Origin of the sequence: Nonomuraea sp. NPDC050540, from assembly GCF_044457485.1 — a bacterium.
Lineage (GTDB): Bacteria > Actinomycetota > Actinomycetes > Streptosporangiales > Streptosporangiaceae > Nonomuraea.
The window spans coordinates 441,078-465,408 of sequence record NZ_JBITHA010000006.1; the positions used below are offsets into that span (position 1 = coordinate 441,078).

At 71.4% G+C, this 24,331-nt stretch carries 24 protein-coding genes; 10 read left to right on the forward strand and 14 right to left on the reverse strand.

Going from position 1 to position 24,331, the window contains the following annotated elements; translation table 11 throughout:
* Positions 1–52: 52 nt before the first annotated feature.
* Positions 53–1,000 (reverse strand): helix-turn-helix transcriptional regulator, encoded by a 948-nt coding sequence (locus ACIBI5_RS23230; protein WP_397249940.1) that lies wholly within the window; start codon positions 998–1,000, stop codon positions 53–55.
* Between the two features lie 40 nt (positions 1,001–1,040).
* Here ACIBI5_RS23230 and ACIBI5_RS23235 point away from each other — a divergent pair, with 40 nt between their 5' ends.
* Both ACIBI5_RS23235 and ACIBI5_RS23240 read left to right on the forward strand, forming a co-directional pair.
* Entirely contained in the window at positions 1,041–2,108 is a 1,068-nt protein-coding gene (locus ACIBI5_RS23235) for a DUF3866 family protein (protein WP_379623545.1), read from the forward strand.
* A gap of 80 nt (positions 2,109–2,188) precedes the next feature.
* Positions 2,189–3,373 (forward strand): monooxygenase, encoded by a 1,185-nt coding sequence (locus ACIBI5_RS23240; RefSeq protein ID WP_397249942.1) that lies wholly within the window; start codon positions 2,189–2,191, stop codon positions 3,371–3,373.
* On the opposite strand, the gene ACIBI5_RS23245 is transcribed toward ACIBI5_RS23240, so the two are convergent.
* The 6 genes from ACIBI5_RS23245 to ACIBI5_RS23270 all read right to left on the reverse strand — a co-directional run bounded on the left by ACIBI5_RS23245 (position 3,310) and on the right by ACIBI5_RS23270 (position 8,649).
* Positions 3,310–3,798, reverse strand: coding sequence for a DUF3291 domain-containing protein (locus tag ACIBI5_RS23245; protein WP_397249944.1), 489 nt, complete (start codon positions 3,796–3,798; stop codon positions 3,310–3,312). The genes ACIBI5_RS23240 and ACIBI5_RS23245 overlap by 64 nt on opposite strands.
* A 32-nt stretch (positions 3,799–3,830) precedes the next feature.
* Complete coding sequence (locus ACIBI5_RS23250) at positions 3,831–4,481, reverse strand: helix-turn-helix transcriptional regulator (RefSeq protein ID WP_397249946.1); 651 nt, start codon at positions 4,479–4,481, stop codon at positions 3,831–3,833.
* Positions 4,482–4,505: 24 nt separating this feature from the next.
* Positions 4,506–5,399 (reverse strand): FKBP-type peptidyl-prolyl cis-trans isomerase, encoded by an 894-nt coding sequence (locus tag ACIBI5_RS23255; RefSeq protein WP_397249948.1) that lies wholly within the window; start codon positions 5,397–5,399, stop codon positions 4,506–4,508.
* 80 nt (positions 5,400–5,479) lie between these two features.
* Positions 5,480–6,412: an FKBP-type peptidyl-prolyl cis-trans isomerase gene (locus tag ACIBI5_RS23260; RefSeq protein WP_397249950.1), complete on the reverse strand. Its 933-nt coding sequence runs from the start codon at positions 6,410–6,412 to the stop codon at positions 5,480–5,482.
* A gap of 76 nt (positions 6,413–6,488) precedes the next feature.
* Positions 6,489–7,847 (reverse strand): Pup--protein ligase, encoded by a 1,359-nt coding sequence (pafA, locus tag ACIBI5_RS23265; protein ID WP_379623533.1) that lies wholly within the window; start codon positions 7,845–7,847, stop codon positions 6,489–6,491.
* An 85-nt stretch (positions 7,848–7,932) separates the two neighbouring features.
* The gene (locus ACIBI5_RS23270; protein WP_397249952.1) at positions 7,933–8,649 is read right to left on the reverse strand and encodes an FCD domain-containing protein; all 717 of its coding nucleotides are present in this window, start codon (positions 8,647–8,649) and stop codon (positions 7,933–7,935) included.
* A 101-nt stretch (positions 8,650–8,750) separates the two neighbouring features.
* Between ACIBI5_RS23270 and ACIBI5_RS23275 the strand changes: the two genes are divergently transcribed.
* Genes ACIBI5_RS23275 through ACIBI5_RS23285 form a run of 3 tightly spaced genes read left to right on the forward strand, consistent with a single transcriptional unit; the run spans position 8,751 to position 12,293 of the window.
* A complete protein-coding gene (locus tag ACIBI5_RS23275; protein ID WP_397249954.1) occupies positions 8,751–9,860 on the forward strand; it encodes a mandelate racemase/muconate lactonizing enzyme family protein in 1,110 nt (369 codons plus the stop codon).
* Between the two features lie 2 nt (positions 9,861–9,862).
* Positions 9,863–11,152, forward strand: a complete 1,290-nt coding sequence (locus ACIBI5_RS23280; protein WP_397249956.1) for a cation:dicarboxylate symporter family transporter — start codon at positions 9,863–9,865, stop codon at positions 11,150–11,152.
* The gene (locus ACIBI5_RS23285; RefSeq protein WP_397249958.1) at positions 11,127–12,293 is read left to right on the forward strand and encodes a mandelate racemase/muconate lactonizing enzyme family protein; all 1,167 of its coding nucleotides are present in this window, start codon (positions 11,127–11,129) and stop codon (positions 12,291–12,293) included. Before ACIBI5_RS23280 ends, ACIBI5_RS23285 begins: the two co-directional genes overlap by 26 nt.
* Positions 12,294–12,583: 290 nt before the next feature.
* On the opposite strand, the gene ACIBI5_RS23290 is transcribed toward ACIBI5_RS23285, so the two are convergent.
* From ACIBI5_RS23290 to prcB, 6 genes are all read right to left on the reverse strand, one after another.
* Positions 12,584–14,197 (reverse strand): ATP-binding cassette domain-containing protein, encoded by a 1,614-nt coding sequence (locus tag ACIBI5_RS23290; RefSeq protein WP_397249960.1) that lies wholly within the window; start codon positions 14,195–14,197, stop codon positions 12,584–12,586.
* 182 nt (positions 14,198–14,379) lie between these two features.
* On the reverse strand, positions 14,380–14,970 hold the full coding sequence (locus ACIBI5_RS23295) for a class F sortase (RefSeq protein ID WP_397249962.1): 591 nt from the start codon (positions 14,968–14,970) through the stop codon (positions 14,380–14,382).
* Positions 14,971–15,198: 228 nt separating this feature from the next.
* Complete coding sequence (locus ACIBI5_RS23300) at positions 15,199–15,741, reverse strand: hypothetical protein (protein ID WP_397249964.1); 543 nt, start codon at positions 15,739–15,741, stop codon at positions 15,199–15,201.
* Positions 15,742–15,816: 75 nt separating this feature from the next.
* Positions 15,817–16,380 (reverse strand): hypothetical protein, encoded by a 564-nt coding sequence (locus ACIBI5_RS23305; RefSeq protein WP_397249966.1) that lies wholly within the window; start codon positions 16,378–16,380, stop codon positions 15,817–15,819.
* A gap of 563 nt (positions 16,381–16,943) precedes the next feature.
* A complete protein-coding gene (gene prcA / locus ACIBI5_RS23310; RefSeq protein WP_397249968.1) occupies positions 16,944–17,729 on the reverse strand; it encodes a proteasome subunit alpha in 786 nt (261 codons plus the stop codon).
* A gap of 21 nt (positions 17,730–17,750) precedes the next feature.
* The gene (gene prcB, locus ACIBI5_RS23315; RefSeq protein ID WP_397249970.1) at positions 17,751–18,599 is read right to left on the reverse strand and encodes a proteasome subunit beta; all 849 of its coding nucleotides are present in this window, start codon (positions 18,597–18,599) and stop codon (positions 17,751–17,753) included.
* Positions 18,600–18,771: 172 nt separating this feature from the next.
* Here prcB and ACIBI5_RS23320 point away from each other — a divergent pair, with 172 nt between their 5' ends.
* The 4 genes from ACIBI5_RS23320 to ACIBI5_RS23335 are packed head-to-tail and all read left to right on the forward strand — an operon-like array spanning position 18,772 to position 22,887.
* Positions 18,772–20,124 (forward strand): extracellular solute-binding protein, encoded by a 1,353-nt coding sequence (locus tag ACIBI5_RS23320; protein ID WP_397249972.1) that lies wholly within the window; start codon positions 18,772–18,774, stop codon positions 20,122–20,124.
* Positions 20,121–21,032, forward strand: a complete 912-nt coding sequence (locus ACIBI5_RS23325) for a carbohydrate ABC transporter permease (protein WP_397249974.1) — start codon at positions 20,121–20,123, stop codon at positions 21,030–21,032. The genes ACIBI5_RS23320 and ACIBI5_RS23325 overlap by 4 nt, the downstream gene beginning before the upstream one ends.
* Positions 21,029–21,847: a carbohydrate ABC transporter permease gene (locus ACIBI5_RS23330; RefSeq protein ID WP_184968263.1), complete on the forward strand. Its 819-nt coding sequence runs from the start codon at positions 21,029–21,031 to the stop codon at positions 21,845–21,847. The genes ACIBI5_RS23325 and ACIBI5_RS23330 overlap by 4 nt, the downstream gene beginning before the upstream one ends.
* Positions 21,844–22,887: an ABC transporter ATP-binding protein gene (locus ACIBI5_RS23335; RefSeq protein WP_397249977.1), complete on the forward strand. Its 1,044-nt coding sequence runs from the start codon at positions 21,844–21,846 to the stop codon at positions 22,885–22,887. Before ACIBI5_RS23330 ends, ACIBI5_RS23335 begins: the two co-directional genes overlap by 4 nt.
* On the opposite strand, the gene ACIBI5_RS23340 is transcribed toward ACIBI5_RS23335, so the two are convergent.
* Positions 22,860–23,741, reverse strand: coding sequence for an alpha/beta fold hydrolase (locus tag ACIBI5_RS23340; protein WP_397249979.1), 882 nt, complete (start codon positions 23,739–23,741; stop codon positions 22,860–22,862). The two genes, ACIBI5_RS23335 and ACIBI5_RS23340, sit on opposite strands and share 28 nt — an antisense overlap.
* A gap of 87 nt (positions 23,742–23,828) precedes the next feature.
* Between ACIBI5_RS23340 and ACIBI5_RS23345 the strand changes: the two genes are divergently transcribed.
* Positions 23,829–24,272 (forward strand): MarR family winged helix-turn-helix transcriptional regulator, encoded by a 444-nt coding sequence (locus ACIBI5_RS23345; RefSeq protein WP_397249981.1) that lies wholly within the window; start codon positions 23,829–23,831, stop codon positions 24,270–24,272.
* Positions 24,273–24,331 lie beyond the last annotated feature (59 nt).

Below are 24,331 nucleotides of genomic sequence, written 5' to 3' on the forward strand. Positions count from 1 at the left end.
GACCGAGCCCCCTTCACGATGCCCGACAGCATGACCGACCAGACCACGCGGCTCATGCCAGCGCTCCCTTCAACCGCCGGATGACCGCCTCGCGCGCGTCGGGCGGGTCGAGGAGCTCCACGTCGGAGCCCATGCTGGCGATCCAGCCCGCCAGCCGTTCTGGGTCGGAGAAGCCCAGCTCCACCTCGTCCCATCCGCCGCCGCCCGCGCGGGTGACGGAGGCGAGCTGGCGCAGCCCCTCTCCCGCGCCTCGCCGTACGCGCAGGGTGGCCACGCGCTCCTCCATCGGCTCCTCGGGGAAGCCGATCATCTCGCGCACGTCGACGCCCGGCGGCACCTCGACCGCGCCCGTCCTGCCCACGGCGGCGACCTGGCCGATGATGCGGCTGAGGCGGAAGGCGCGCGGCGCGTCGCGGTCGCGGTCGAAGCCGGCCAGGTACCAGCGGCCGCGCCGGCTGACCACGCCCCACGGCTCCACGGTGCGGGTGCGCACGTTCTCGCTGCCGGCGCTGCGGTAGTCGAAGCGGACCACGCGCCGGTCGCGCACGGCGTCCCAGAGCGCCGGGAAGGCGGGGTCGCGGGTGTCGACGCGCAGCTCCAGCGCCCCGCCGCCGGCCGCGTCGGTGGCCACGCCGCCCGCGCGCAGCTTCAGCAGCGCCCCCGAGGCCGCCTCGGCGAGGCTGGCGCGCTGCCACACCTGCGCGGCCAGGCCGAGCACCGCGGCCTCGTCGGCCTCCAGCGTGATCTCGGGCAGCTCGTAGGACTGGCGCTCGATGCGGTAGCCGGGCTCGTCCTCCCACGGGTCGCGGACGACGTCGATGGGGATGCCGATCTCGCGCAGCTCGTTCTTGTCGCGTTCGAACATGCGCTGGAACGCCTCGTCGCCGTCGCGGTCGTAGCCCGGCACGGCCTGGCGGATCTGCTCGGCCGACAACGGCCGGCGCGTGGCGAGCAGGCAGATCACAAGATTGAGCAACCGCTCGGTCTTACGGCGCGACATCTGCCCTCACTCCTCCTGTGTTCGACGCTACCCTGCCCTGGTGATCAGATGGCGCATGGGCGAGGTGACGCGGATCCGGCGCGAGTGGCCTGGGGCGGTGGAGCTCGACGTCGCCGTTCCCGAGGGTGAGTGCCGGGCGCTGGCCTACCCTCCCCTGGTGGGCCGCCCGGAACCCGGCGACGAGGTGCTGCTCAACACGACGGCACTCGCGATGGGTCTCGGTACGGGAGGTTACGCCATGGTGGTGGCCGTCCCGAACAGATTGCCGGAAGATCCCACCGGTCCCGGTCACCTCGTGAAGGCTCGCTACACCCCGCTGCAGGCCACGGTGCTGGGCGCGGACGAGCAGGATTCGCCCTACCACGAGCTTCTGCGCGAGGCCGACTCGCTGGACGGCATGCCGGTCGTGGTGGCCGACCTGCACTCGGCGCTGGCGCCGATCCTGTGCGGCCTGTACGCCGCGCGCCCCGGCGTGCGGGTGGCCTACGTGATGCTGGACGGCGGCGCCCTGCCCGCCTGGTTCTCCATGTCGTGCGCGAAGCTGCGCGAGATCGGCTGGCTGAGCGGGGTCGTGACGGTGGGCCAGGCCTTCGGCGGCGACGTGGAGGCGGTCACGACGCACACCGGGCTGCTGGCGGCCAGGCACGTGCTGGAGGCGGACGTGGCCATCGTGACCCAGGGCCCCGGCAACCTCGGCACGGGCACGCGGTGGGGCTTCTCCGGCGTCTCGGCGGGCGAGGCGGTCAACGCCGCGGCCGTGCTGCGCGGGCGGCCGGTGGCGGCGCTGCGGGTCAGCGAGGGCGACAGGCGCGAGCGGCACGTGGGGGTCTCCCACCACTCGCTGACCGCCTATGGGCGGGTGGCGCTGGCCCCCGCGCAGGTGCCGGTGCCGGAGCTGCCGGGGGCGTTCGGGGAGCGGGTCAGGGACCAGGCGGAGATGCTGGCCGTACGGCACGAACTGGTGGCGGTCCCGGTCGAGGGCCTCCATGAGGCGCTGAGCGCCGCGCCCGTGCGGTTGTCGACGATGGGACGCGGGCTGGAGGAGGATCTGGCCTATTTCCTCACCTCAGCGGCGGCGGGCCGGCATACGGCAGGCCTTCTGGGGTAGACGCGGGCTCCGACCTGAGGCGTAGACGGATCAGCCCTGAGTGTGATGACGCTCACGCCTGGACGCGAGAGCGTGGAGGCATGACACGCACACGCATCGGGGCGGGCGTCGTGCTTGCCGTCGCGGCACTGCTGCTGGCGGCCTGCGGGAACGGACCGGCCCGGGGATCAGGCACCAGCGCGTCACCGTCGCCGCCGCCGTCGGCGACGGCTTCGCATGGAGGGCACGGACTGCACGGTTCTGCCACCCCGGCGCCGGCCGCCCCGCTGCGTGCGGGTGAACGTTTCGTGACGGCGACCATGCCCAGGCCGTACAAGCCCGAGCCGGCGGCCGGCGGCACCGACGTCTACCGGTGCTTCCTGATCGACCCCGGCCTGGCCGGGGCCGACGCGTTCCTGACCGGCACCCAGTTCGCCGCCCAGAACACCGACGTGGTCCATCACGCGATCCTGTTCTCGGTGGCGCCGGAGGCGCTGGCCGAGGTGAAGGAGGTCGACGCCAAGGACGCGGGCGAGGGCTGGACCTGCTTCGGCAACGCCGGCGTGGACCGCGCGGCCTGGATCGGCCACTGGGCGCCCGGCACCGATGAGGTGCTGCTGGATCCGAAGCTCGGCTATCCGATGGCCAAGGGCGGCGCGCTGGTCATGCAGGTGCACTACAGCACGCTGGCGCTGGACGGGAAGCCGGCCGGCACCGACCAGTCGAGCGTGCGGCTGCGCCTGGCGTCGGGCACGCGCACGCCGCTGATGACGGCGCTGTTCCCCGCGCCGACCGAGCTGCCGTGCACCGCGCGGGAGAAGGGCCCGCTGTGCGAGCGCGAGGCGGCCATCCAGGACGTCGGCGAGCGCCTCGGGCGCGCGTCGGCCACGCAGGCGGGGGCGCTGCTGGAGCAGTGCGCGAAGGGCAAGGTCAAGCCGGGCCCCACGCAGCACTGCGACCTGACCTCGCCGGCAGCCTTCACGCTGCACGCGCTGGCCGGGCACATGCACCTGCTGGGCCGTTCGATCAAGGTGGAGCTCAACCCGGGCAAGGCGGGCGGGCGCACGCTGCTCGACGTGCCCGAGTACAACTTCGACAACCAGGCGCTGCAGCCGCTGCCCGAGCCGGTGGCGGTCAAGAAGGGCGACACGATCCGGGTGACGTGCACGCACGACGCCTCGCTGCGCGCCCAGCTGCCGCTGCTGCAGAAGCTGCCGCCGCGCTACGTGGTCTGGGGCGAGGGCACCCAGGACGAGATGTGCCTGGGCATCGCGGTCGCCTCGTAGAAGTCCTTGAAGGTGAACGCCTCGGGGCCGGGACCTTCGGCCCTGAGGCGTCGCAGCCGCTCGAAACCCTCCGCCGTCGTGGGCAGCTCCCCCACGGGAATCCACCACATCACCGCGTACGGCTCCGCGATGTGCTCGAACCACTCCCGGCGCCGCCGCAGGTAGTCCAGGTGGCCGGAGCGGTAGACGAAGTTCCACAGCGTCTCGCGTGACTCCCACACCGACAGCGTGGTGGCGAGGTAGTCGTCGTGGTCGTAGCTCAGCAGTTCCCTGGGGTCCTCGTCGTTGGCCCGCATCCGCCACACGAAGCCGGGCGCTGCGTCGGCGAGGGCGTTGACGGGTTCCAGTCCGTCGATGAAGTCGGCGATGCGGGGGTCGTCGGCGGGGGCGAGCAGGCGGGCGACGTTCATCTGTGCCAGGTGCATGGGCTTCACCTCACCATGCCCGCACTTCTATGTCAATCTTCATTTGTTTTAGAAGATTCGGCGAGGGTGACGCAGCACTCCCCCGGCCGGGGATCGAGCGCGGCCAGGCCGGGATCGCCGCCCATGCCCTCCAGCAGCCCCTGGCACAGGGCCAGGTTCATCGCGCACACCAGCACCGGCTGCTCCTCCGACAGCGTGTGGAAGGGGCAGTTGCGCATGCGCAGGACGCCGCCGTCGGTGTACGGCTCGTAGCCCCGCTCGCGCAGCACGGCGGCGACCGGCTCGCCCCGGCGGCCCCGGCCCAGCCGCTCGCCCGCCCGGCGCGCGGCCGTCTCGGCCCGATCCTCGGCGCCCAGCGTCCCGACCACCTCGGCCAGCAGGCCGGCCAGCACGCCGTAGTCGCGCGGCGGCAGGCTCACCGACCGCTCGGTCTTGGCCCGCCGGTAGACCTTGGCCGGCCGGCCGCTGCCGGGGCCCTTCTTGTCCGGGGCGCGAAAGCCCGCCTCCAGCAGCCCGGCCTCGACCAGCTTGTCGAGGTGGTGGGCGGCCAGCGTGCGGGAGACTCCGGCGGCCTCGGCCGCCTCCGCCCTGCCGACCTCGCCGCCCCGGGCCACGACGTGGTCGTACAGGGCCCGCCGTACCGGGTCCTGCAGGTGCGCCAGCGCGTCGAGGTCGTCGTTCACGCCCGCGAGTCTAGGTCCCCGCGCTCATCGGTAGGCGGCCAGCACGTCCACGACGAAGACCAGGGTGTCGGCGCCGCGGATGCCGAAGGCGGGCAGGCCGGCGCTGCCGTAGGCCGTCCGCGGCGGGGCGACGACCAGGACGCGGCTGCCGACGGGCACGCCGGTCAGCGCGCGTTCCCACGCCTTGATGACGCCGCCGTCGCCGACCGTGAACGCGCGCGGCCGCCCGCTCGTCCAGGTGGAGTCGAACACGCGCCGCCGCTCCCACACCGCGCCCTCGTACTGCGTGACCACGAGCTGCCCCCGCCCGACCCGCGGCCCGTCACCCCTGACCAGGACCTTGGCGGCATAGCGTGCGGGCGGCCGGGCGAGCGGCAGCGACAGCACCGGCCGCGCGCCGCCGCCGACCCTGATTCCCGCGTACGCGCCCGCGCGCCCCTGGACCGACGCGCCCTTGGCGTGCGCGCCCAGAATGTCGATCACGTAGAAGAGCCCGTCGGACGGGCCGACGCCCTGCGGCGGGTTGGCGCCGAAGCCCTCGGCCGGCGGGATGGCGGCGATCACCCGGCTGCCCACCGTCCGCCCGCGCAATGCCTTGTCCAGCCCCGGAACGAGCTGCCCGACGGGGAAGGCCGCCGGAGCGCCGCGGGTGAAGCTGGAGTCGACCTGGCGGTTCTCCCGGCCGTCCCAGACGTGCGCGGTGTAGTGGACGATCGCCACGTCCGTCGCGCCCAGCCGGGCGCCCTTTCCCGCGGTCAGCTGGTCGATCTGCAAACTCCCCGAGGGCCTGCCCGCGGGGAAGGCCACCGAGGGCCTGGCGCCGAACGCGCCGCCGACCCTCAGCCCGGGGTCCTGCGCGGCGGGGGCGGTGCACGCGCTCAGCGCGAGGGCCGGGATCAGGAGCAGGGTCGGCCGCATCGACGTCCTTCCGCACCAACGCCAGTGGCCCGGGGCGATGCCCCGGGCCACGAGATGCTACCGCGTTGTCAGACCAGGCGTCAGTAAGCCGCGAGGACGTCCACGACGAACACGAGCGTGCTGTTGGCGGGGATGCCGTTCTGCTCCTTGTCGCCGTAGCCCATGGCGGGCGGGATGCTCATCACGACGCGGCTGCCGACCGGCACGCCGACCAGGCCCTTCTGCCAGCCCTGGATGACGCCGCTCAGCGGGAAGTTGGCCGGCTGGCCCCGCTCCCAGCTGGAGTCGAACTGCTTGTCGGTGCCCCAGATCTTGCCGGTGTAGTGCACGTCGAGGGTCTGGTTGGCCGCGACGGGCTTGCCGGTGCCCTTGATCACGGTCTTGACGACCAGGTCCTTGGGCGCCTTGTCACCGGTCTTGGTGGTCAGCGTGGGCGCCTTCTCGCCGCCCGGGCTGACGACCTTGACGCCCTTGATGGACTCCTTGGTCTCCTCGCCGGTGGCGGCCTTGAGCGCGACGGGCGCGCCGCCGACCACGTCCAGCACGAACACCTTGGTCGGCTGGGCGGCGGCCTGCTGTTGCTGCTGCTGCGGGGCGGCGTCGGCGGCCAGGACCGCCAGCAGCCTGCCTCCGTGCTTGACCTTGGCGAAGCCGTCCTGCAGGACCTTGGGCAGCTGCTGGTCGATCGCGATCGTCTCCGGCTGCTTGGAGTCGTAGGAGGAGCCCTGCAAGGCGTTGGTCTTGCCGTCCCAGTCGTAGACGGTCAGGTTGACGATCAGCTTGTCGCCGCTCTTGATCGCGGGGCCGGTGCCCGCGTTGATCACCTCATAGGACGACTTGGCGGCGGGCGTACCCGAGGGGAAGGTCACCGTCGGCTTGACGTTGAGGTTGCCTGCGACCTTCACCCCCGACGACGCGGTGGCCGATGTGGAGCCGGTCGGCTCGGCGGTACCGCACGCGGCGGCGGTGAAGATCAAAGGCACGGCGGCCAGTACGGCCAGGCGGCGGCGCATGGACTTCCCTCGGGACAGACGTCTAGGTTCGCGCCACCCTATCCGAGACCGATGTAGGCCCGGGGTAAACGACCCACTACATTCCGGCGATGAGCTTGTCCACCCTCTCGTCCACACTGCGGAACGGGTCTTTGCACAGCACGGTGCGCTGCGCCTGGTCGTTGAGCTTCAGATGCACCCAGTCGACGGTGAAGTCGCGGCGCTTCTCCTGCGCCTTGCGGATGAACTCGCCGCGCAGCCGCGCCCTGGTGGTCTGCGGCGGCACCGACTTGGCCTCGAAGATCTTCAGGTCGGAGGCCACCCGCTCCACCGCGCCGCGCTTCTGCAGCAGGTAGAACAGCCCGCGCTTGCGGTGCACGTCGTGGTAGGCCAGGTCGAGCTGCGCCACGCGCGGCGAGGACAGCGGCAGGTCGTACTTCTTGCGGTAGCGCTCGATCAGCTGGTACTTGGTCACCCAGTCGATCTCGCGCGAGACCAGGTCGAGGTTGCCCGTCTCGACCGCGCGCAGCGTGCGCTCCCACAGCTCCAGCACCCGGTGGGCGATCGGGTCACCGCCCCGGCGGTCGACGAAGTCCTTCGCCTTGGACAGGTACTCCTGCTGGATCTCCAGGCTGGAGGCCTCGCGCCCGTTGGCCAGCCGTACCCGGCGACGGCCCGTCATGTCGTGGGAGACCTCGCGGATGGCCCTGATCGGGTTCTCCAGCGACAGGTCGCGCATCACCGTGCCCGCCTCGATCATGCGCAGCACCAGGTCGGTCGCGCCGACCTTGAGCAGCATCGTGGACTCGCTCATGTTGGAGTCGCCCACGATGACGTGCAGGCGGCGGAAGCGCTCGGCGTCGGCGTGGGGCTCGTCGCGGGTGTTGATGATCGGCCGCGACCTCGTGGTGGCGCTGGAGACGCCCTCCCAGATGTGCTCGGCGCGCTGCGAGACGCAGTACACGGCCCCGCGCGGCGTCTGCAGCACCTTGCCGGCGCCGCAGATGATCTGCCGGGTGACCAGGAACGGGATGAGCACGTCGGCCAGGCGGCCGAACTCCCCGTGCCGGCCGACCAGGTAGTTCTCGTGGCAGCCGTAGGAGTTCCCGGCGGAGTCGGTGTTGTTCTTGAAGAGGTAGATGTCGCCGGCGATGCCCTCCTCGCGCAGGCGTTTCTCGGCGTCGACGAGAAGGCCTTCGAGGATGCGCTCGCCCGCCTTGTCGTGCGTCACGAGTTCGACGACGTTGTCACACTCGGGGGTGGCGTACTCGGGGTGGCTGCCCACGTCGAGGTAGAGGCGGGCGCCGTTGCGGAGGAAGACGTTGCTCGATCGGCCCCAGGACACGACTCGGCGGAAGAGGTAGCGCGCGACCTCGTCCGGAGACAGCCTGCGCTGTCCCCTGAACGTGCAGGTCACGCCATACTCGTTCTCGAGTCCGAAGATGCGACGATCCATCACCTCACACTATGCCCACGGATCGGCGAGCGGGAGGGATCTTGCCTGGCGTTTTTGCGCCGCCCGCGCCGCATGTCCCGACATATCACGCTTTGTGCGGTACGCCATGTGGTGCGGCGTGTGGTGTGCCGTGTGATGCGCCGCCCAGCATGCGGCTCTTGCCGGCCAGGATGTGCTCCTCCATCAGGCGGCCGACCGTGACCGCGTCGCCGGCGGCGATGCGCTCGACGATCTCCCGGTGCTGGGCGTTGGAGATCTGCCGGGCGGCGTCCGGCTCCAGGCCGTGCCGCCGGAACAGGTGCAGTTCCTTAGAAATATCGTCATAAAGCTCAACCAGACGGGGATTGCCGGACAACGCCACCAGGCGCCGGTGCAGGTCCACGTTGAGCGGATAGTAGTGATCCATGTCGGCGCAGTCCCGGAGCCGCTCGACCACCTCCAGCAGCCCGGCGACGTCGTCCTCGCCGGCCCGCTCGGCGGCCAGCCGCCCGGCCAGCCCGAACAGGCTCGCCCGGATGTCGTAGAGCTGGGCCGCCTGCTCGACCGAGATCTCCCTGACGAACATGCCGCGGTTGGCCCGGAACTCGGCCAGCCTGCTGCGTTCGAGCTGGCGGCAGGCCTCGCGGACCGGCCCGCGGCTGACGCCCAGCCGCATGGCCAGCGCCGACTCGTTGATCCGGTCACCGCCTTTCAGCGTGCCGTTGATGATCATGTTTTCGAGCTCTTCGACGATCAGCTGGGGAAGTGAGGTGGCCTGCCGCTCGGCCACCCGGCGCCGGAGCGCGTCGGTGTAGTCGCCCATCCGATCTTCCCTACCCCAGCCTTCCGCAAATTGCAAATCGTTGACAGTTGACGATTTTCAGGGGGAAGCTCCTTCCACCACCCCCTGGACGAAGGAACAGCATGAAGATCAAGGACATCCGGGCCGGCGTGCACACCACCTCGATCGAGGTGCCGCTGCTGGAGGGCCGGGTCGACGGGTACGGCAGAGCCGAGCAGAAGGAGTTCGTCTTCTGCGAGGTCGAGACCGACGAGGGCCTGACCGGCGTGGCCATCACCGGCCACTTCCTGGCCCGCTCCGTCGTCGCCGCCCTGGAACACCACTTCCTGCCCATCGTCGCCGGCCTCGACCCGCGCGAGGTCGAAGCCGTCCACCAGCGCGTCTGGCAGAAGCTCAACCCCCGGACGATGACCGGCGTGGTCTCCAGCGCCCTGTCCCTGCTGGACATCGCCCTGTGGGACATCGCCGGCAAACACGAGGGCCGCACGGTGGCCTCCCTGCTCGGCGGCGCCCGTACACAACTGCCGGTGTATGTGACCTTCGGCTTCCCGCAGTACGACAGGGACCAGCTCGCCGAGGCCGCCCGTCTCCAGGTGGCGGCCGGGTTCACCGCGCTGAAGATGGTCGTCGGCGTGGACGAGGGCGGCTGGCGCGAGGACGCCCGCCGGATCCGGGCCGTGCGCGAGGCGGTGGGCGGCGACGTTGACCTCATGATCGACGCCAACTACCTATTCACCCCCACCGAGGCCAAGTACCTGGCCCGCGCCGTCGAGGACTGCGACCTGACCTGGTTCGAGGAACCGCTGCACCAGAACGACGCCCGCGCCCTGGCCGACCTGCGCGAGCACACCTCGATCCCGCTGGCCGCCGGGCAGATGGAAGGCCACCGCTGGCGCCTGCGCGAACTGGTCGAACGCCGCGCCGTGGACATCCTGCAGCCCAACCCCTGCTACTGCGGCGGCTTCACCGAGGCGCGCAAGGCCGCCCACCTGGCCCAGATCTACAACCTGCCGATCGCGCACGGCGGCGGGTGGCCGCTGTTCAGCATGCACACCCTCGCGGGGCTGATGAACGGCTGGATCCTCGAATGGCACCTCGGCATGGGCCAGGTCGGCCGGCAGCTGTTCCCCGGCTCCCCCGCTCCGGAGGCCGGGAAGATCTCGCTGTCCGGCCGGCCGGGGCTCGGACTCGACGTCGACCGCGGCGCGCTCCGCGACACCCTGGTGCGGTAGCCATGCGGGCGTTGGCGCGTAACACCAGCATGCAGGTGCTCGTCGCGGCGGTCGCCGCCGCGATCTTCGGGTTGCTGTGGCCGGAGACCGGCGCCCAGCTCAAGCCCCTGGCCGACGTCTTCATCGCGCTCATCAAGCTGGTGATCGCGCCGGTGGTGTTCCTGGTCGTGGTCAGCGGCATCGTCTCGGCGGGCAACCTGAAGTCGGTCGGCAGGATCGCGCTGAAGGCGATCATCTACTTCGAGATCGTCACCACGCTCGGCATGCTCATCGGCCTGGCCGCCGTCAACCTCCTGCGGCCCGGCGCGGGGGTCGCCCCGCCCGCCGGCGCCTCGGAGGAGCTGACGGACTACGTCAAGGGCGGCACGGAGCGTACCTTCGCCGACTGGCTCACGCACATGATCCCCGACAACGCCGTCGGCTCCTTCGCCACCGGCGAGGTCCTCCAGGTGCTGATCTTCGCCGTGCTGTTCGCCCTGGCCCTGCTCGCCCTGCCGCCCGAGGTGGGCGAGCCCGTCGCCCGCGGGTGCACGCGCCTGGCCGAGGTGTTCTTCAGCATGATCCGCTTCATCATGTACCTGGCGCCGATCGGCACCTTCGGCGCCGTCGCGTACACGGTCGGCAAGTACGGCCCGGAGACCCTGACCGCGCTCATGAAGCTCGTCGGCGTCTCCGTCCTCGCGCTGGCCGTCTTCATGCTGGTCGTCCTGGTCCCGATCTGCCGTATGGCCGGCTTCTCCTATCTGCGCCTGGTCCGCGCTCTGCGCCGCGAGCTGTACATCGTGCTCGGGACGTCCTCGTCGGAGTCGGTCATGCCGCAGCTCATGGCCCGCCTGGAGGAGTTCGGCTGCAAGCGCTCGGTGGTCGGCCTGGTCGTCCCGACCGGCTACTCCTTCAACCTCGACGGCGTCGCCGTCGTCATCCCCATCTGCGTCGTCTTCATCGGTCAGGTGTACGGCGTGCCGCTCGGCCTCGGCGACCAGCTCCTGCTGTTCCTGGTCTTCCTGGTGCTGTCCAAGGGCACCGCCGGGGTCACCGGGTCGGCGTTCGTGACGCTGGCCAACACCGTGGCGGCGGTGCGGCTGGTGCCCGTCGCCGGCCTCGCGCTGGTGTTGTCGGTCGACCGTTTCCTCTCCCTGATCAGGGCCGTCACGAACGTGCTCGGCAACGCCGTGGCCGCGGTGGTCGTGGCCCGGTGGGAGGAGGGCGGCCTCGACCGCGAACTGTTCGAGAAGACCATCGGCGGCCCACGCAAGGAGAAGGCCCATGCCGCGGATCATCGCCATCCATGAGGGAACCGTCCCGATCAGCTCGTCCATCGCCAACGCCTACATCGGCTTCGGCCGCATGGACTGCTCCATCGTGGCGGTCGTCAGCGACGTCATGAGGAACGGCCGCCCGCTGACCGGCTACGGCTTCAGCTCCAACGGCCGCTACAGCGCGGGCGAGATCATCCGCCGCCGCGTCGCGCCCCGCCTGCTCGAAGCCGATCCGGACAGCCTGCTGACCGACGACGGCGTCACCTTCGACCCGGTCAAGGCGCTGCCCGTCATGACCGGCGACGAGAAACCCGGCGGCCACGGCGAGCGTTCCGTCGCGGTCGGCGTGCTCGACATGGCCCTGCACGACCTGGCCGCCAAGATCGAGGACAAGCCGCTGTACCGCTGGCTGTGCGAGCGCCACGCCCTCGGCGAGCCGGACGGGTCCGTCTTCGTCTACGCCGCCGGCGGCTACTACTCCCCCGGCAAGACGCTCAAGGACCTCCAGGCGGAGATGCGGCGCTTCCTCGGCCTCGGCTACACCACCGTCAAGATGAAGATCGGCGGCGCGTCGCTGCGGGAGGACCTGCGCCGCGTCGAAGCCGTCCTCGACGTCGTGGACGGCGCCCACCTCGCCGTGGACGCCAACGGCCGCTTCGACCTCGCCACCGCCCTGGCGTACGGCGCGGCCCTCGAACCCTACGGCCTGGCCTGGTACGAGGAACCCGGCGACCCGCTCGACCACGCCCTGCACGCCACCCTGGCCGAGCGGTACCCGGGGCCGCTGGCCACCGGCGAGAACCTCTTCTCCCTGCCCGACGCCCGCAACCTCCTGCGGTACGCCGGCATGCGCCCCGACCGCGACCTCATCCAGATCGACCCGGTCCTCAGTTACGGCCTGGCCGAATACCTGCGCATCCAGGCCATGCTCCGGCGGCACGGCTGGTCCGCCCGGCGCTGCGTCCCTCATGGCGGGCACCAGTTCGCCCTGCACATCGCCGCCGCCCTGAAGCTCGGGGGCAACGAGTCCTACCCGGGCGAGTTCGAGCCCACGGGCGGCTTCGCCGACGACGCCGTGGTCGAGGACGGCCACCTCCGGCTACCCGACCTTCCGGGCATCGGCCTGGAGAACCAGACGAAGCTCCACAAAATCCTCCAATCCCTTCACCCCTAAAACCCCCGGTCAAAGGGCAGGACCCGAGAGCGAACCCCACCGCGGGCGACGTCGTGCCGGAGTTCCTACCCACCACGGGCATCGGGCCTGAGGTCTTACCCGCCGAAGGCATAGGGCCGGAGGGTGGATCGGGCTGAGGGGTGCGCCGGTAGCCGGCCGGCGGGGCGGGCGTCGCGGCGGCCCGCCACGCGCGCCGGCCCGCCGTCTCCCTGGACGGAGGCCGGGCACGTGCGGCGGGTGGGGGTGGGCGCGGCTGGGCCGTAACGGACCGTCGCGCTGTTGACTGAGCGTCACCGCAACGACAGCCGCGGCCAATCGGCGACGTCGCGGAGGAGCTGCCGGTCGTGGGTGGCCATGACCACGGCGGCGGCCGTCGCGTGGAGGGCCTGCGTGAGTTCCTCCACCAGCGCCATCGACAGGTGGTTGGTCGGCTCGTCCAGCAGTACCACCTGCGGGCGGGCCGCCAGCAGCAACGCCAGGTCCAGGCGGCGCTGCTGGCCGATCGACAGTTCCGACACCGGACGGTGCGCGGCCTGCGACGGCAGCAGGCCCAGGCTCGACAGGCCCAGCCGCTCCGCCTCCGCCAGCACGCCGGTGCTGACCAGCCGCGCCATCGCGGCGTCGAACACCTCGTGGGCCGGTCGCCGCGACGGCTCCGGGGACTCCTGCGACAGCAGTCCCACCCGCCCGCCGCGCTGCACACTGCCCGCGCCGGGTTCGAGCCTCTGCGCGAGTACGGCCAGCAGCGTCGACTTGCCGGCGCCGTTCGGACCGGTCACCACGAGGCGGTCGCCCGCGCGCAGGTGCACCGACTGGGGTCCACGCAGCCGCCCGGCCACCTCCACCCCGTCGGCGCGCAGCAGCGTCACGCCGGGCGGAGCGGGCAGCGGCGGCGCCTGGAAGCGCATCGGCGGCTTCGGCACGTCCAGTACCTGCGCCTCGAGCGCCTCCTGCCGCCGGTGCACGGCCCGCACCAGCGCGGGCGCCCGGGTGGCACGCGTGTGCTTGCCGGTGCCCTTGTCGGGACGCCAGCCGGTGCTGAGCCGGTTCTGCGCGGTCGACAGGTCGTCGGCCAGGCGCTGGCGTTCGCTCTGCTGGTCGCGGTAGTCGGACTCCCAGCGTTCGCGCTCGGCCGTGCGGCCCTCGCGGTAGCCCTCGTAGCCGCCGCCGTACGTACGGGGACGGCCGTCGCGGGTCGGGTCGAGGTCGAGCACGGTGGTGACGACGTCGCTGAGCAGGGCGCGGTCGTGGCTGACCAGCACCACGCCACCAGGGTGCTCGCGCAGCCGGGCGGTCAGGTAGTCCAGGCCCGCCGCGTCGAGATGGTTGGTCGGCTCGTCGAGCAGCAGCAGGTCGTGCCCGGCGCCGAGCAGGCAGGCCAGCCGGATCCGGTAGCGCTGACCGACCGAGAGCCCCGCCAGCGGCCGGGCACGGTCGTCGACGGCGCCGAGCGCGGCCAGCGAGACGTCCACGCGCCGGTCGGCCTCCCACGCGCCGATCGACTCGGCGTCGGCCAGCGCGCGTTCGTACTCCTGCTCGGCGCCCGGCCGCCCCTCGGCCAGCGCCTCCGTGGACTCCTCGAACGCCGCCAGGACCCGCCGTACCTCGGCGAGCTCGACGTCGATGAGATCACCGACGGTACGGTCGTCGCCGACCGGCATCTCCTGGTCGGCCACGCCGATGGTGCCGGCCCGGCTGACCTCGCCCGCGTCCGGAACCAGAGCTCCGGCCAGGACCTGCAGCAACGTGGTCTTGCCCCGGCCGTTCTCACCGACGACGCCCAGGCGTTCGCCCGGGGAGACGGTGAGGTTCACACCGACCAGGACCGGCCGCCCGCCACGCGTGACGCGAAGATCGGTGGCGCTCAGGTGGGCGCGGGCGCGCAGGGAAAGAGCGGTAGACACACTTCCTCCAAGAACGGGGCTCAACCCCGCGAAAAGAATCGGACGGCGGATACGCCTCGCCGCGCCCGGGGCCGCTCATGGGGCCGCGTCGGGCGTAGTCGGGGGCTTGGCGCCGTCCCTCTTAGAGGAAGAAGTAATAGTGCATGAAATGAGCATATCGGACAGGCCGCAGGGTCCGCCCCTCATTTTCCGGTACGGCCGGCGAGGTCGGCGAAGACCACGACGTTGTCGGCGTACTCGCGCCTGACCGGGTCGAACGTCCCGCCACAGGTGATCAGGCGAAGTTCCGGGCGGTCGGTGTCGGTGTAGACGCGCTCCGACGGGAAGTGCCGCTTGGGGAAGGCCTCGACCGAGCGGACCCGGAACATGGCCGTCGAGGCGTCGGCCCGGGTCACCCTGATCAACGCGTCGGGCCGGAGGGTGGCGACGCCGTGGAAGACGGCCGGGCCGGTGGTGGAGTCCACATGGCCGAACAGGGCGGCGGCGCCCGGCTCACCCGGCGCGGGTCCGTGCTTGTACCAGCTGACCAGGTGCGCCTGACGCGCCGACGGGACGCGGGCGGTGCCGTCCTTGTTGAGGCCGCGCGGGGCGATCCCGGCCTTGACCTTGAGCCCGGGGATCTCCAGGCGAACAGGGGCAGATCGCGACATGGGCGCGACGGCCGCCGAGTGGACCAGCCCCTCAAGAACCTCGACGACCTTCTCCAGCGCGGGCTTCCCCACCACCACGAGAACAATCCCGGCCGCCACGACCCCCACGGCCCAGGCCCTCACGAGCCCACCCCGGCCGCGGCCCCTCCCGGACCGGCCCCGCACCACACCGCGGCCCCACGGCCCCACGCCACACCCTCGCACCCCAGCGCCACACCCACCGGCGTCACGCTCCCGCCCACCGGCGCCACACCCACCGGGGCGCGCCCCTCGGCACTCGGCATCGCGCGTTCGCCGCCCAGCGTCGCCCGCTCGCCGGCCGGTGTCCCAGGATTGCCGAGACGGCGCATGTCAGCCCCTGCGGCGGGTACGGCGGCGCATCGCGGCGACTCCGCCGAGCGCCAGCGCTCCTACTCCGGCCCACAGGAGAGCGCCTCCCGGGGCGCCCCGTTGCAGACCGGTCTCCTCCCCCTGACCTGCCGGCTTGGCCGCATGGGCGGGTCGGGACGTGGGGGCCGTACCGCCGAAGCCGGTGTATGCCCCGCCGTGCGGGCGGCCTCCCACCACGGTGAACGCGGCCCGGCTGGCCGGCTCGTCCTCGTCGTCGCAGTACCCGTAGACCGGCTGGCGGCCCCGTGGAGTGCCGATGGGCACGCGTATGTCGTCCTCGAAACGACCGTCCCCCAGGTCGTCGATCGGGATCTCCCCGAACGAGGTGGGCCCGTCGATCATCCCCGACTCGGAATCGGGGTCGCACAGCAGCCGGACCGTCACCCATCCACCGGCCCGTACGGTCGACGGCCGCAGGCCCAGGTCCTCGTCGGCCCGGGCCGGGACCGCGGCCACCCCCAACGCCACGGTGATACCGGCCAAAGCGGCGGCGATCCCACGCATCTGCTGCCTCCAGCGGTGATCCACTTCCTCTGATCACCTACCGCCGCAAGCCCCAACGTAAGACCCACCTTGGGACTACGGGGTGTAAATCTCCTGCACTCGGACGATCTTCCCCTTGTAGACGGTGATCAGCGCCGGACGCTCGTACTGCTTGGCCCGCTTGATCAGCACCGACCGCGAGCACCGCTTGTTGCCGAGCCCGGTGTTGCGGTCCACGGTCATGTTCTGCATGGACGCCTTGCACCCGAACGCCGACAGGAACACCACGTTCTTCGCGATCGGCGAGGAGTACGCCCGCACGTCACCCTCGGGCGGCCCCACGAAGTGACCCTCGGCCTGGGTGCCCTTCTTCCACTTGATCGGCTCGTAGTCGGCCTTGACGCCGCTGACGTGGGTGATCCAGCCGCGCAGGATGCCGTCGCGCCGCGAATGGACGCCCTTGGTGAAGTCGTGCCCGGGGTCCGCCTGGAAGGTGGTCCCGAAGATCTTGGGCGCCTTGAACGTGGGGATCGCCGTGAACGCGGCGGCCGCGGGCAGCGTGACGGTGCTCCGGGTGCCGGCGTGGGCGGTGCTGACGAAGGAAAGGGTCAAGGCGGCCACCGCGCCGCCCGCCAGGATGTATCGGGTCGAAGTCTTCACACGATCTACGATCCCGGCACACGTGCCCTGGTTCGCGCGGCAACACGTGACACACGTCACACCCTGTCGCCCGCGACGGCAAGTCCGGCTCCCAGGGCACCATCCGGCCCGCGACCCTGGCCGGAACGCCGCCGCGGCAGGCCGTACCCGAAAACCGGGCGCCACTCGGAACCAGGCCGGAGTCCGACAGACAGGACACCGACGAGCACGACCGCCACACGGGCGCGGATCGGTGCCGAAGGCGAGCGGTGGTGGAACCACCGATCAGCCGCAGACGAGACACGGCCGGCAGGCGGGGTCGGGAGGCTCCGGGCCGACCCCGGCGGGCGCGAGCGGGACCGGCCGGCGGGCCGCCGAGGCGAGGGCGGAGCGGGGAGTCCCGAGGCCGACGGTGCGGGCAAGAGCAGAGGGCGGGCCGGTGGAGAGGACGGGCCGGTGGAGAGGGTGGGGCCGAGAGGACGTGTGTGGGCGCCGCGGCGTTTCGCCGCGGCGCCCGATGCCGCTTCGGCCCAGAGGCCAGAGACCAGAAGCCAGAGACCGAGGAGCCCGTGGGCCCTGGGTCGCTACAGGGGTGAGGAGCCGTCGTCGATGTCGCCGTCCGGGCCCGTCGGCGGGCCCGTGGGGGCGTCGTCGGGTTCCGTGGCGGCAGCGGCGGGCGGGGTGGGCGGGGCGGCGGGGAGGATGCGCTCCAGTCGCGCCCCCGTCAGCCGCTGGAACTTGCGGTGCTCGCGGTTGCGGTCCAGCACCGCGACCTCCAGCTGGGCCACCGGCGGCCGTTCGCCACCGGGCTCCGTCAACGCCACCAGCGCGACCTCGAGGGCGTCGGCCAGCGGCATCGCCTCGCGGTAGCGCTCCTTCAGGCGGCCCGAGACGGCTTCGGCCTGGCCGCCCATCACGGTGAAGCCGTGCTCGTCGAAGACCGAGCCGTCGAAGGTGAGCCGGTAGATGGCGTCGCCGTCGGGCGTGTCGCCGACCTCGGCCACCACGACCTCGACCTCCAGCGACTTGATCGACTCGGTGAAGATCCGGCCGAGGTTGGACGCGTAGAGGTTGGCCAGGCCGCGGCCGGTCACGTCGGAGCGGTCGTAGGTGTAGCCGTTGATGTCGGCGTAGCGGATGCCGCCCAGCCGCAGTTCCTCGAACTCGTTGTAACGCCCGACGGCGGCGAAGCCGATCTTGTCGTAGATCTCACTGATCTTGTGCAACGCCCGCGACGGGTTGGGCGCGACGAACAGGATGCCGTCCTCGTACTGCAGTACGACGACCGAGCGGCCCCGCGCGATGCCCTTGCGCGCGTAGTCCGCCTTGTCCCGCATGATCTGCTCAGGGGAGGCATATCCAAAAGGCATGGACACCGCAGGTGTTCCTTTCTAGCGCAGCGGGGCGATGGGGCCGTCAGGCGAGATCAACCGGGCTTCGAGCATCTGCTCGACGTATCCGGAGACCTCCTCGTCGGTGAGCCGGCGGAACCCGTTGGCGTCGATCACCGACACGATGGGCCAGATCTTCCTGGTCACGTCGGGTCCGCCCGTCGCCGAGTCGTCGTCGGCCGCGTCGTAGAGAGCCTGGATGAGCGCCATCACGGTGTCGTCGGCGCCGGCGCCGTCGCGGTAGAGCTTCTTCAGCGAGCCGCGGGCGAAGATGGAGCCGGAGCCGATCGCGTCGAAACGCTCCCGCTCGTACGGCCCGCCCGCCACGTCATAGCTGAAGATGCGCCCCTCGTCCTTGTCGGGGTCGTAGGCGGCGAACAGCGGCACCACCACCAGACCCTGCATCGCCATGCCGAGGTTGCCGCGGATCATCGTGGCCAGGCGGTTGGCCTTGCCGTTGACCGACAGCGTGCGGCCTTCCATCTTCTCGTAGTGCTCGAGCTCCACGCGGTAGAGCCGGGCCATCTCGATGCCGGTGCTCGCGGTGCCCGCGATGCCCATGACGGAGTAGTCGTCGGTGCGGAACACCTTCTGCACGTCACGCTGCGAGATCATGTTCCCCGATGTGGCCCGCCGGTCTCCGGCCATGACCACGCCGCCCGCGAAGGTGGCCGCCACGATCGTCGTGGCGTGCGGAACCTGGTCGCCGATCGGGGTGGCCAGGACCTCACCGCGGACCGGGAGCAATTCCGGCGCGTGCGAGCTGACGAACTCGGTGAACGACGAACTCCCCGAGTTCACGAAAAATCGGTCGACCAAGCCGGCGGGCAGATCCCTGTGCGATGCCACGCGACTCCCTCCCCAATCGTCATTACCTCTAGCCAGACCCTACTCATGTTGCGTTGCCCCATGCACTTCCCACGATCAGCTCAGGGCGAACCGTTCATCAGATCGTTTCTTTACGCCCGAGTCGGGTCGTGCGATTGTCGGTATGTCTGCACGTCCTCAACTGGAGGCCGACATGCGACCTGTGCTCATCGGCGCCGCCCTCCTCCTCGCCCTCGCCGCCTGCGGCACCGGCCGGCCGTCGAGCCCCGGGAGCGTGACCCTCACGATCGCCGCCAACTCGATCTCCGGCGGCAAGAACTCCGAGAGCGCCGACTGGATCAGGACCTGGGTGATCCCCGAGTTCGAGCGGAGCCATCAGAACGTCAAGGTGCTGTTCCAGCCGAGCGGCGTCGAGGACGAGCAGTACAAGACGAAGATCGCCCTGGATCTCAAGTCGAAGACCGGCGCCGACGTCATCGACGTGGACGGCATCTGGGTGGGCGAGTTCGCGCAGGCCGGTTACATCAAGCCGCTGGCGGAGGTGGGCGGGCCCACGGTGGACGGCTGGGAGGGCTGGTCGCAGATCCCGCAGGCCGTGCAGGGGCTCGGCATCTTCGACGGCAAGAAGTACGCCCTGCCGCAGGGCACCGACGGCCGCGTGCTGTTCTACAACCGGACGCTGTTCAAGAAGGCCGGCCTGCCGGAGCCGTGGCAGCCGGCGAGCTGGCAGGAGATCATCGACGCCGGGACCAGGCTCAAGGCGGCCGGGGTGCCGGTGCCGATCCAGATCAACGCCGGCACCGCGATGGGCGAGGCCACCACCATGCAGGGCGCGCTGCCGCTGCTGACCGGCGCGGGCTCGGAGATCTACACCACCGGCAAGTGGACCGGCGCCTCCCCGGCCATGAAGGACGTGCTCGGCTTCTACCAGCAGATCTACGCCAAGGGCCTGGGCGATCCGAAGCTGCAGCAGGAGGCCAAGGGCCGCGACAAGTCCTTCGCCCAGTTCGCCGAAGGCAAGATCGCGATCCTGGCGGAGAGCGACTACTTCTGGCGCTCGGTCATCGAGCCGAAGGCGGGCGTGGCGCCCATGGCCGAGCGTGACACGGTCGTCGGTTACGCCAAGATCCCGGCCAAACAGCCGGGCGGCGGCATCCGCGGCCAGGACTTCGTCTCGATGTCCGGCGGCGCGGTGCGGGTGCTCAACCCCTTCTCCAAGAACCCGAAACTCGCCTGGGAGCTGCTGGCGTTCATGCACTCGGCGGCGGCGACCAAGTCGCAGCTGGCCGGGCAGGTGCGCATCAGCGCCCGCGACGACGTCAACGCCGAGGTGCTGACGGCCGACCCGATGCTCAAGTACATCGCGGAGGAGGTCCTGCCGATCACGGCGTACCGGCCGCCGCTGGCGGTCTATCCGCAGGTGTCGGCCGCGCTTCAGGAGGCCACGGCCGCGGTCGTGGCGGGCTCCTCGCCCGAGGAGGCGGCGGTCGCGTACCAGACGAAGCTGGAGCGGCTGGTCGGCGGCGCGGCCAACATCGCGGGATGATCACCGATGCCGCCGGGCTCGGGCGCGCCAGGGCCACCGCGTTCGTGCTGCCCGCGCTCGTGCTCATCGCGGTCTTCCTCGTCTTCCCCGCTCTCTGGACGATCTACCTGGGGCTCACCGACTACCGGCTGACCGGGCTCCAGGCGGCCGACCCGCAGGTGGTCGGGCTGGACAACTACACCTCCGCGCTCGGCGACCCGCGCTTCCTGTCCTCGCTGTGGCTGACCGTCGCCTACGTGGGCGGCTCGGCGGTGATCGGCCAGGCGGGGCTCGGGTTCGCGCTCGCGTGGGTGCTGCGCACCCGGCGCGGGGCGGTTCGGCGGCTGGTCGAGGGCGTGGTGCTGCTGTCGTGGATCCTGCCGTCGACGGTGGTGGGGTTCCTGTGGTTCGCGCTGCTCGACCGCGACGACGGCACGCTCAACGCGCTGCTCGGCACGCCGGGGTTCGCGTGGCTGCTGGACCACCCGCTGCTGTCGATCATCGTCTTCAACACCTGGCGGGGCACCGCGTTCTCGATGATGCTGTACTCGGCGGCGCTGGAGAACGTGCCGCCCTCCCACCTGGAGACCGCCCGCCTGGCCGGCGCCAACGTCTTCCAGCAGCTGCGCGACGTCGTCTTCCCGCTCATCCGCCGGCACGTGCTGACGAACCTGCTGCTGATCAGCCTGTGGACGTTCAACGACTTCACGCCGTTCGTCCTGACCGGCGGCGGGCCCGAGGGCCGCTCGGAGATCCTGCCGATCTACGTCTACAACCTCGCGCTGCGCGGCGGCGAGCTCGGCGTCGGCGCGGCGGTCTCCTTCCTCATCCTGCTCATCAACCTCGTCTTCGCGCTGGCCTACCTGCGGCTGCTGCGCGGGCGGCGGCGGCAGGAGGCCACGGCCGCCGCGGGAGGGCCACCGGCATGATCAGGCACACGGTCGGCAGGCTCGTCTCCACGGTCTTCGTCGCCGTCGTCCTGGCGCTGTTCGCGCTGCCGATGTTGTGGCTGGCGGCGGCGCCGTTCGACGCCTCCCCCACGATCACGACGTCGGTGCCGGAGTTCACGCTCGCCAACTTCGCCGCCATCCTCGACAACCCCTACGCGCTGGGCTCCATCGGCAACTCGCTGATCCAGGGCGGGGGCGCGGCGGTGCTGGTCGTCGTGCTGGCCGCGCTCGCCGCGTACGCGCTGTCGCGGGTGTCCGTGCCCGGCAGGGACGTGCTCCTGTATCTGCTTCTGCTGCTGTCGTCCGTGGTCACCGGGACCGCCGCGATGGTCCCGATCTTCGAGCTGGCCACCCGGCTCAACCTCATCGACACGCATCTGGGCGTCATCCTGGTCGTCTCCGGCGGCCTGCTGCCCGCGGCGATCTTCATACTCAAGGACTTCATGGACGAGACGCCCACGTCCTACGAGGAGTCCGCGCGGGTCTTCGGCGCCTCGCCGCTGCAGATCCTGCGGCACATCACCGTCCCGCTCGTGCGTCCCGGCCTGGCCACGATCGGCGTCTGGGCGCTGGCCAGCGTGTGGGGCGGGTTCCTGTTCCAGTTCATCCTGCTGCGCGATCCGGAGAAGTCGCCCGGCTCGGTGATCCTCTACACCCTCTACACCGAGGGCGGCGCGCCCAAGCTCGACCTCATCTCGACCTTCTCGCTGCTGTACTCGCTGCCGGTCGTGGCCATGTACCTGTTCGTCTCCCAGCGGTACGGCTTCCGCTTCCACGGAGGTATCAAGCGGTGATCTCGCTGCACGGCCTGACCAAGGTGTTCCCCGGCGGTGTGCGCGCCCTGGACGCGATCGACCTGACGGTGGCCGACGGCGAGTTCTTCGCGCTGCTCGGCCCGTCGGGCTGCGGCAAGACGACGCTGCTGCGGACGATCGCCGGCCTCGAAACCCCCACGTCTGGAAATATCCGCATCAACGAGGCGGACGTCACCCGCCTGCCCCCGGGCCGCCGCGACGTCGCCATGGTCTTCCAGGACTACGCGATCTTCCCCCACATGGACGTCACCGACAACATCGCCTACCCGCTGCGCATCAAGAAGGTCCCCCGCGCCGAACGGGTGCGCAAGGCCGCCGAGGTGGCTCGCCGCCTGTCGCTGGCCGACCTGCTGCACCGCCGCCCCGCCCAGCTGTCCGGCGGCCAGCAGCAGCGGGTGGCGCTGGCCCGCGCGATCGCCTGCCACCCGGCCGCGTTCCTGTTCGACGAGCCACTGTCCAACCTCGACGCCCGGCTGCGCCTGGAGGCGCGCACGTTCCTCAAACGCCTGCAGCGCGAACTGGCCGTCACCACCGTCTTCGTCACCCACGACCAGGCCGAGGCGCTGGCTCTGGCCGACCGCATCGCCGTCATGTCGGCCGGGCGCATGGTGCAGATCGGCACCCCCGCCGAGGTCTTCCAGCGGCCCGCCACCACGTTCGTCGCCTCGTTCATCGGCTCCACCCCGATGAACCTGCTGCCCGGCACGAACACCGGCGGCGCGCTGCGTGTCGCGGGCGCCGTCCGCGCCGCTCCCGCCGGTCTCGGCGAGGGCGACGAGATCGTGTACGGCGTGCGGCCCGAATACATGCGCCTGTCCGAGACCGAACGGCAGGACGGTATCCCGGGCACCGTGGCCGTGCTGGAGAACCTGGGCACCGGAGTGCTGGTCACGCTCGAGTCCGGCGACCACCTCGTGCAGGCGGTCGTGCCCGAGGGCGGTGAGCCGGCGCTGGGTGCGCGACGCTGGGCCGTACCGGCTCGATCGCTCGTCTACCGCGACGGCGCGCTGCTCGCCTGACCGGCCGCGGCGGTGTGGCCGAGGATCGCCGGGACGACCTCGTCCCAGGTGCGCCGGGGGAAGATCTCGTGCCCGACGCCCTCCAGCACCCTCGCCCGCGCCCCGGGGATCGCCGCGGCCAGCGCCTGCCCGTGCCCCGGCGGGAACAGCGGGTCGTCGCCGCCCTGGAAGACCAGCACCGGTACCGCGATCTCGCCGAGCCGTTCGCGCCACGGCCGGCCGGCGTCGATGAGGAACGGGTTGGTGAGCTGGGCGGCCAGGTTCGGCGTGCGGTCCACGACGCGCGCGGCCATGGCCCGCAGCGCCGCCTCGTCGAAGACGGCCCCGGCGTAGGGGCGCTCGCCCTCGACCAGGTAGTCGAGCACGGCCGCGCGGTCGGTCCAGTCGGGCCCCGGCTGCTCCTCGGCGAACAGCGCCAGGATCCTGTCCGCCATCGGCGGCAGGTCGGGGGACTCGTGGCCCGGACCGCCGGGGGTGGCGCCGGTGAGGGTGAGGGAGGCGGCGCGGCCGGGGTGGTCGAGCGCCACCAGCTGCGCGACCGCGGAGCCCTGCGACATGGCGACGAGGTGGGCCCCGTCCAGGCCGAGCGCCTCGATCAGCGCGGCGGCGTCGGCCGCGAGGTCGTTCAGTCCGTACGCCGGCTCGCCCGCCGGATAGCTCGTCGAACGGCCGGCGTCACGGCTGTCGAAGCGCACCACCCGCCGTCCGCCCGCGACGAGCCGGGCGACGAACTCCTCCTCCCAGGCCACGAGCGACTGCCCCGCGCCGTGAAGCAGGAGGATCGCCGGGTCACCCGGGTCCCCGGACGTCTCGACGTTCAGCTCGACCCCGTTGACCGCCAGCTTGCGTTCCATGCCCCACACTCCCGCTACTTCGTTACGTGTAACGAAAGCCTATCCCAAGATCTGTTACATGTCACCGAAGTCCCGTAGACTGCCGGGGTGACCGAGACGAGGGACGAGACCGCGCTCGAGGCGTGGGAGGCCTACCGCCGCCTGCGCCTGCACGTCGACACCGAGGTCGCCCGCGACGTGGAACGCGCGAGCGGCCTGTCGATGGCCGACTACGACGTGCTGGCCGCCCTGGCCGAGCTCTCCGGCGGCGAGCACTGCATCCGCGTGCGCGGCCTCGCCGAACACCTGCGCTGGGCCCACAGCCGCCTGTCGCGCCAGCTCGGCCGGATGGAGCAGCGCGGGCTCGTCGGCCGCGAGAAGTGCGAGCTCGACGGCCGCGGCGAGGACGTCGTGCTCACCGGCGAGGGCCGCCGCGCGCACGACCGCGCGGCTCCGGTCCACCTCGACGCGGTACGCCGCCACCTCACCGGAGCGCTCTCCCCCGAGCAGCTGGCCGCCTTCACCGCCATCGCCCGGCGCCTCGCTCCATAACGATTGGGAACACCCTGGCGGTATCCACCTTTGCTCCGCGTGCGCGGAGGACGACGATA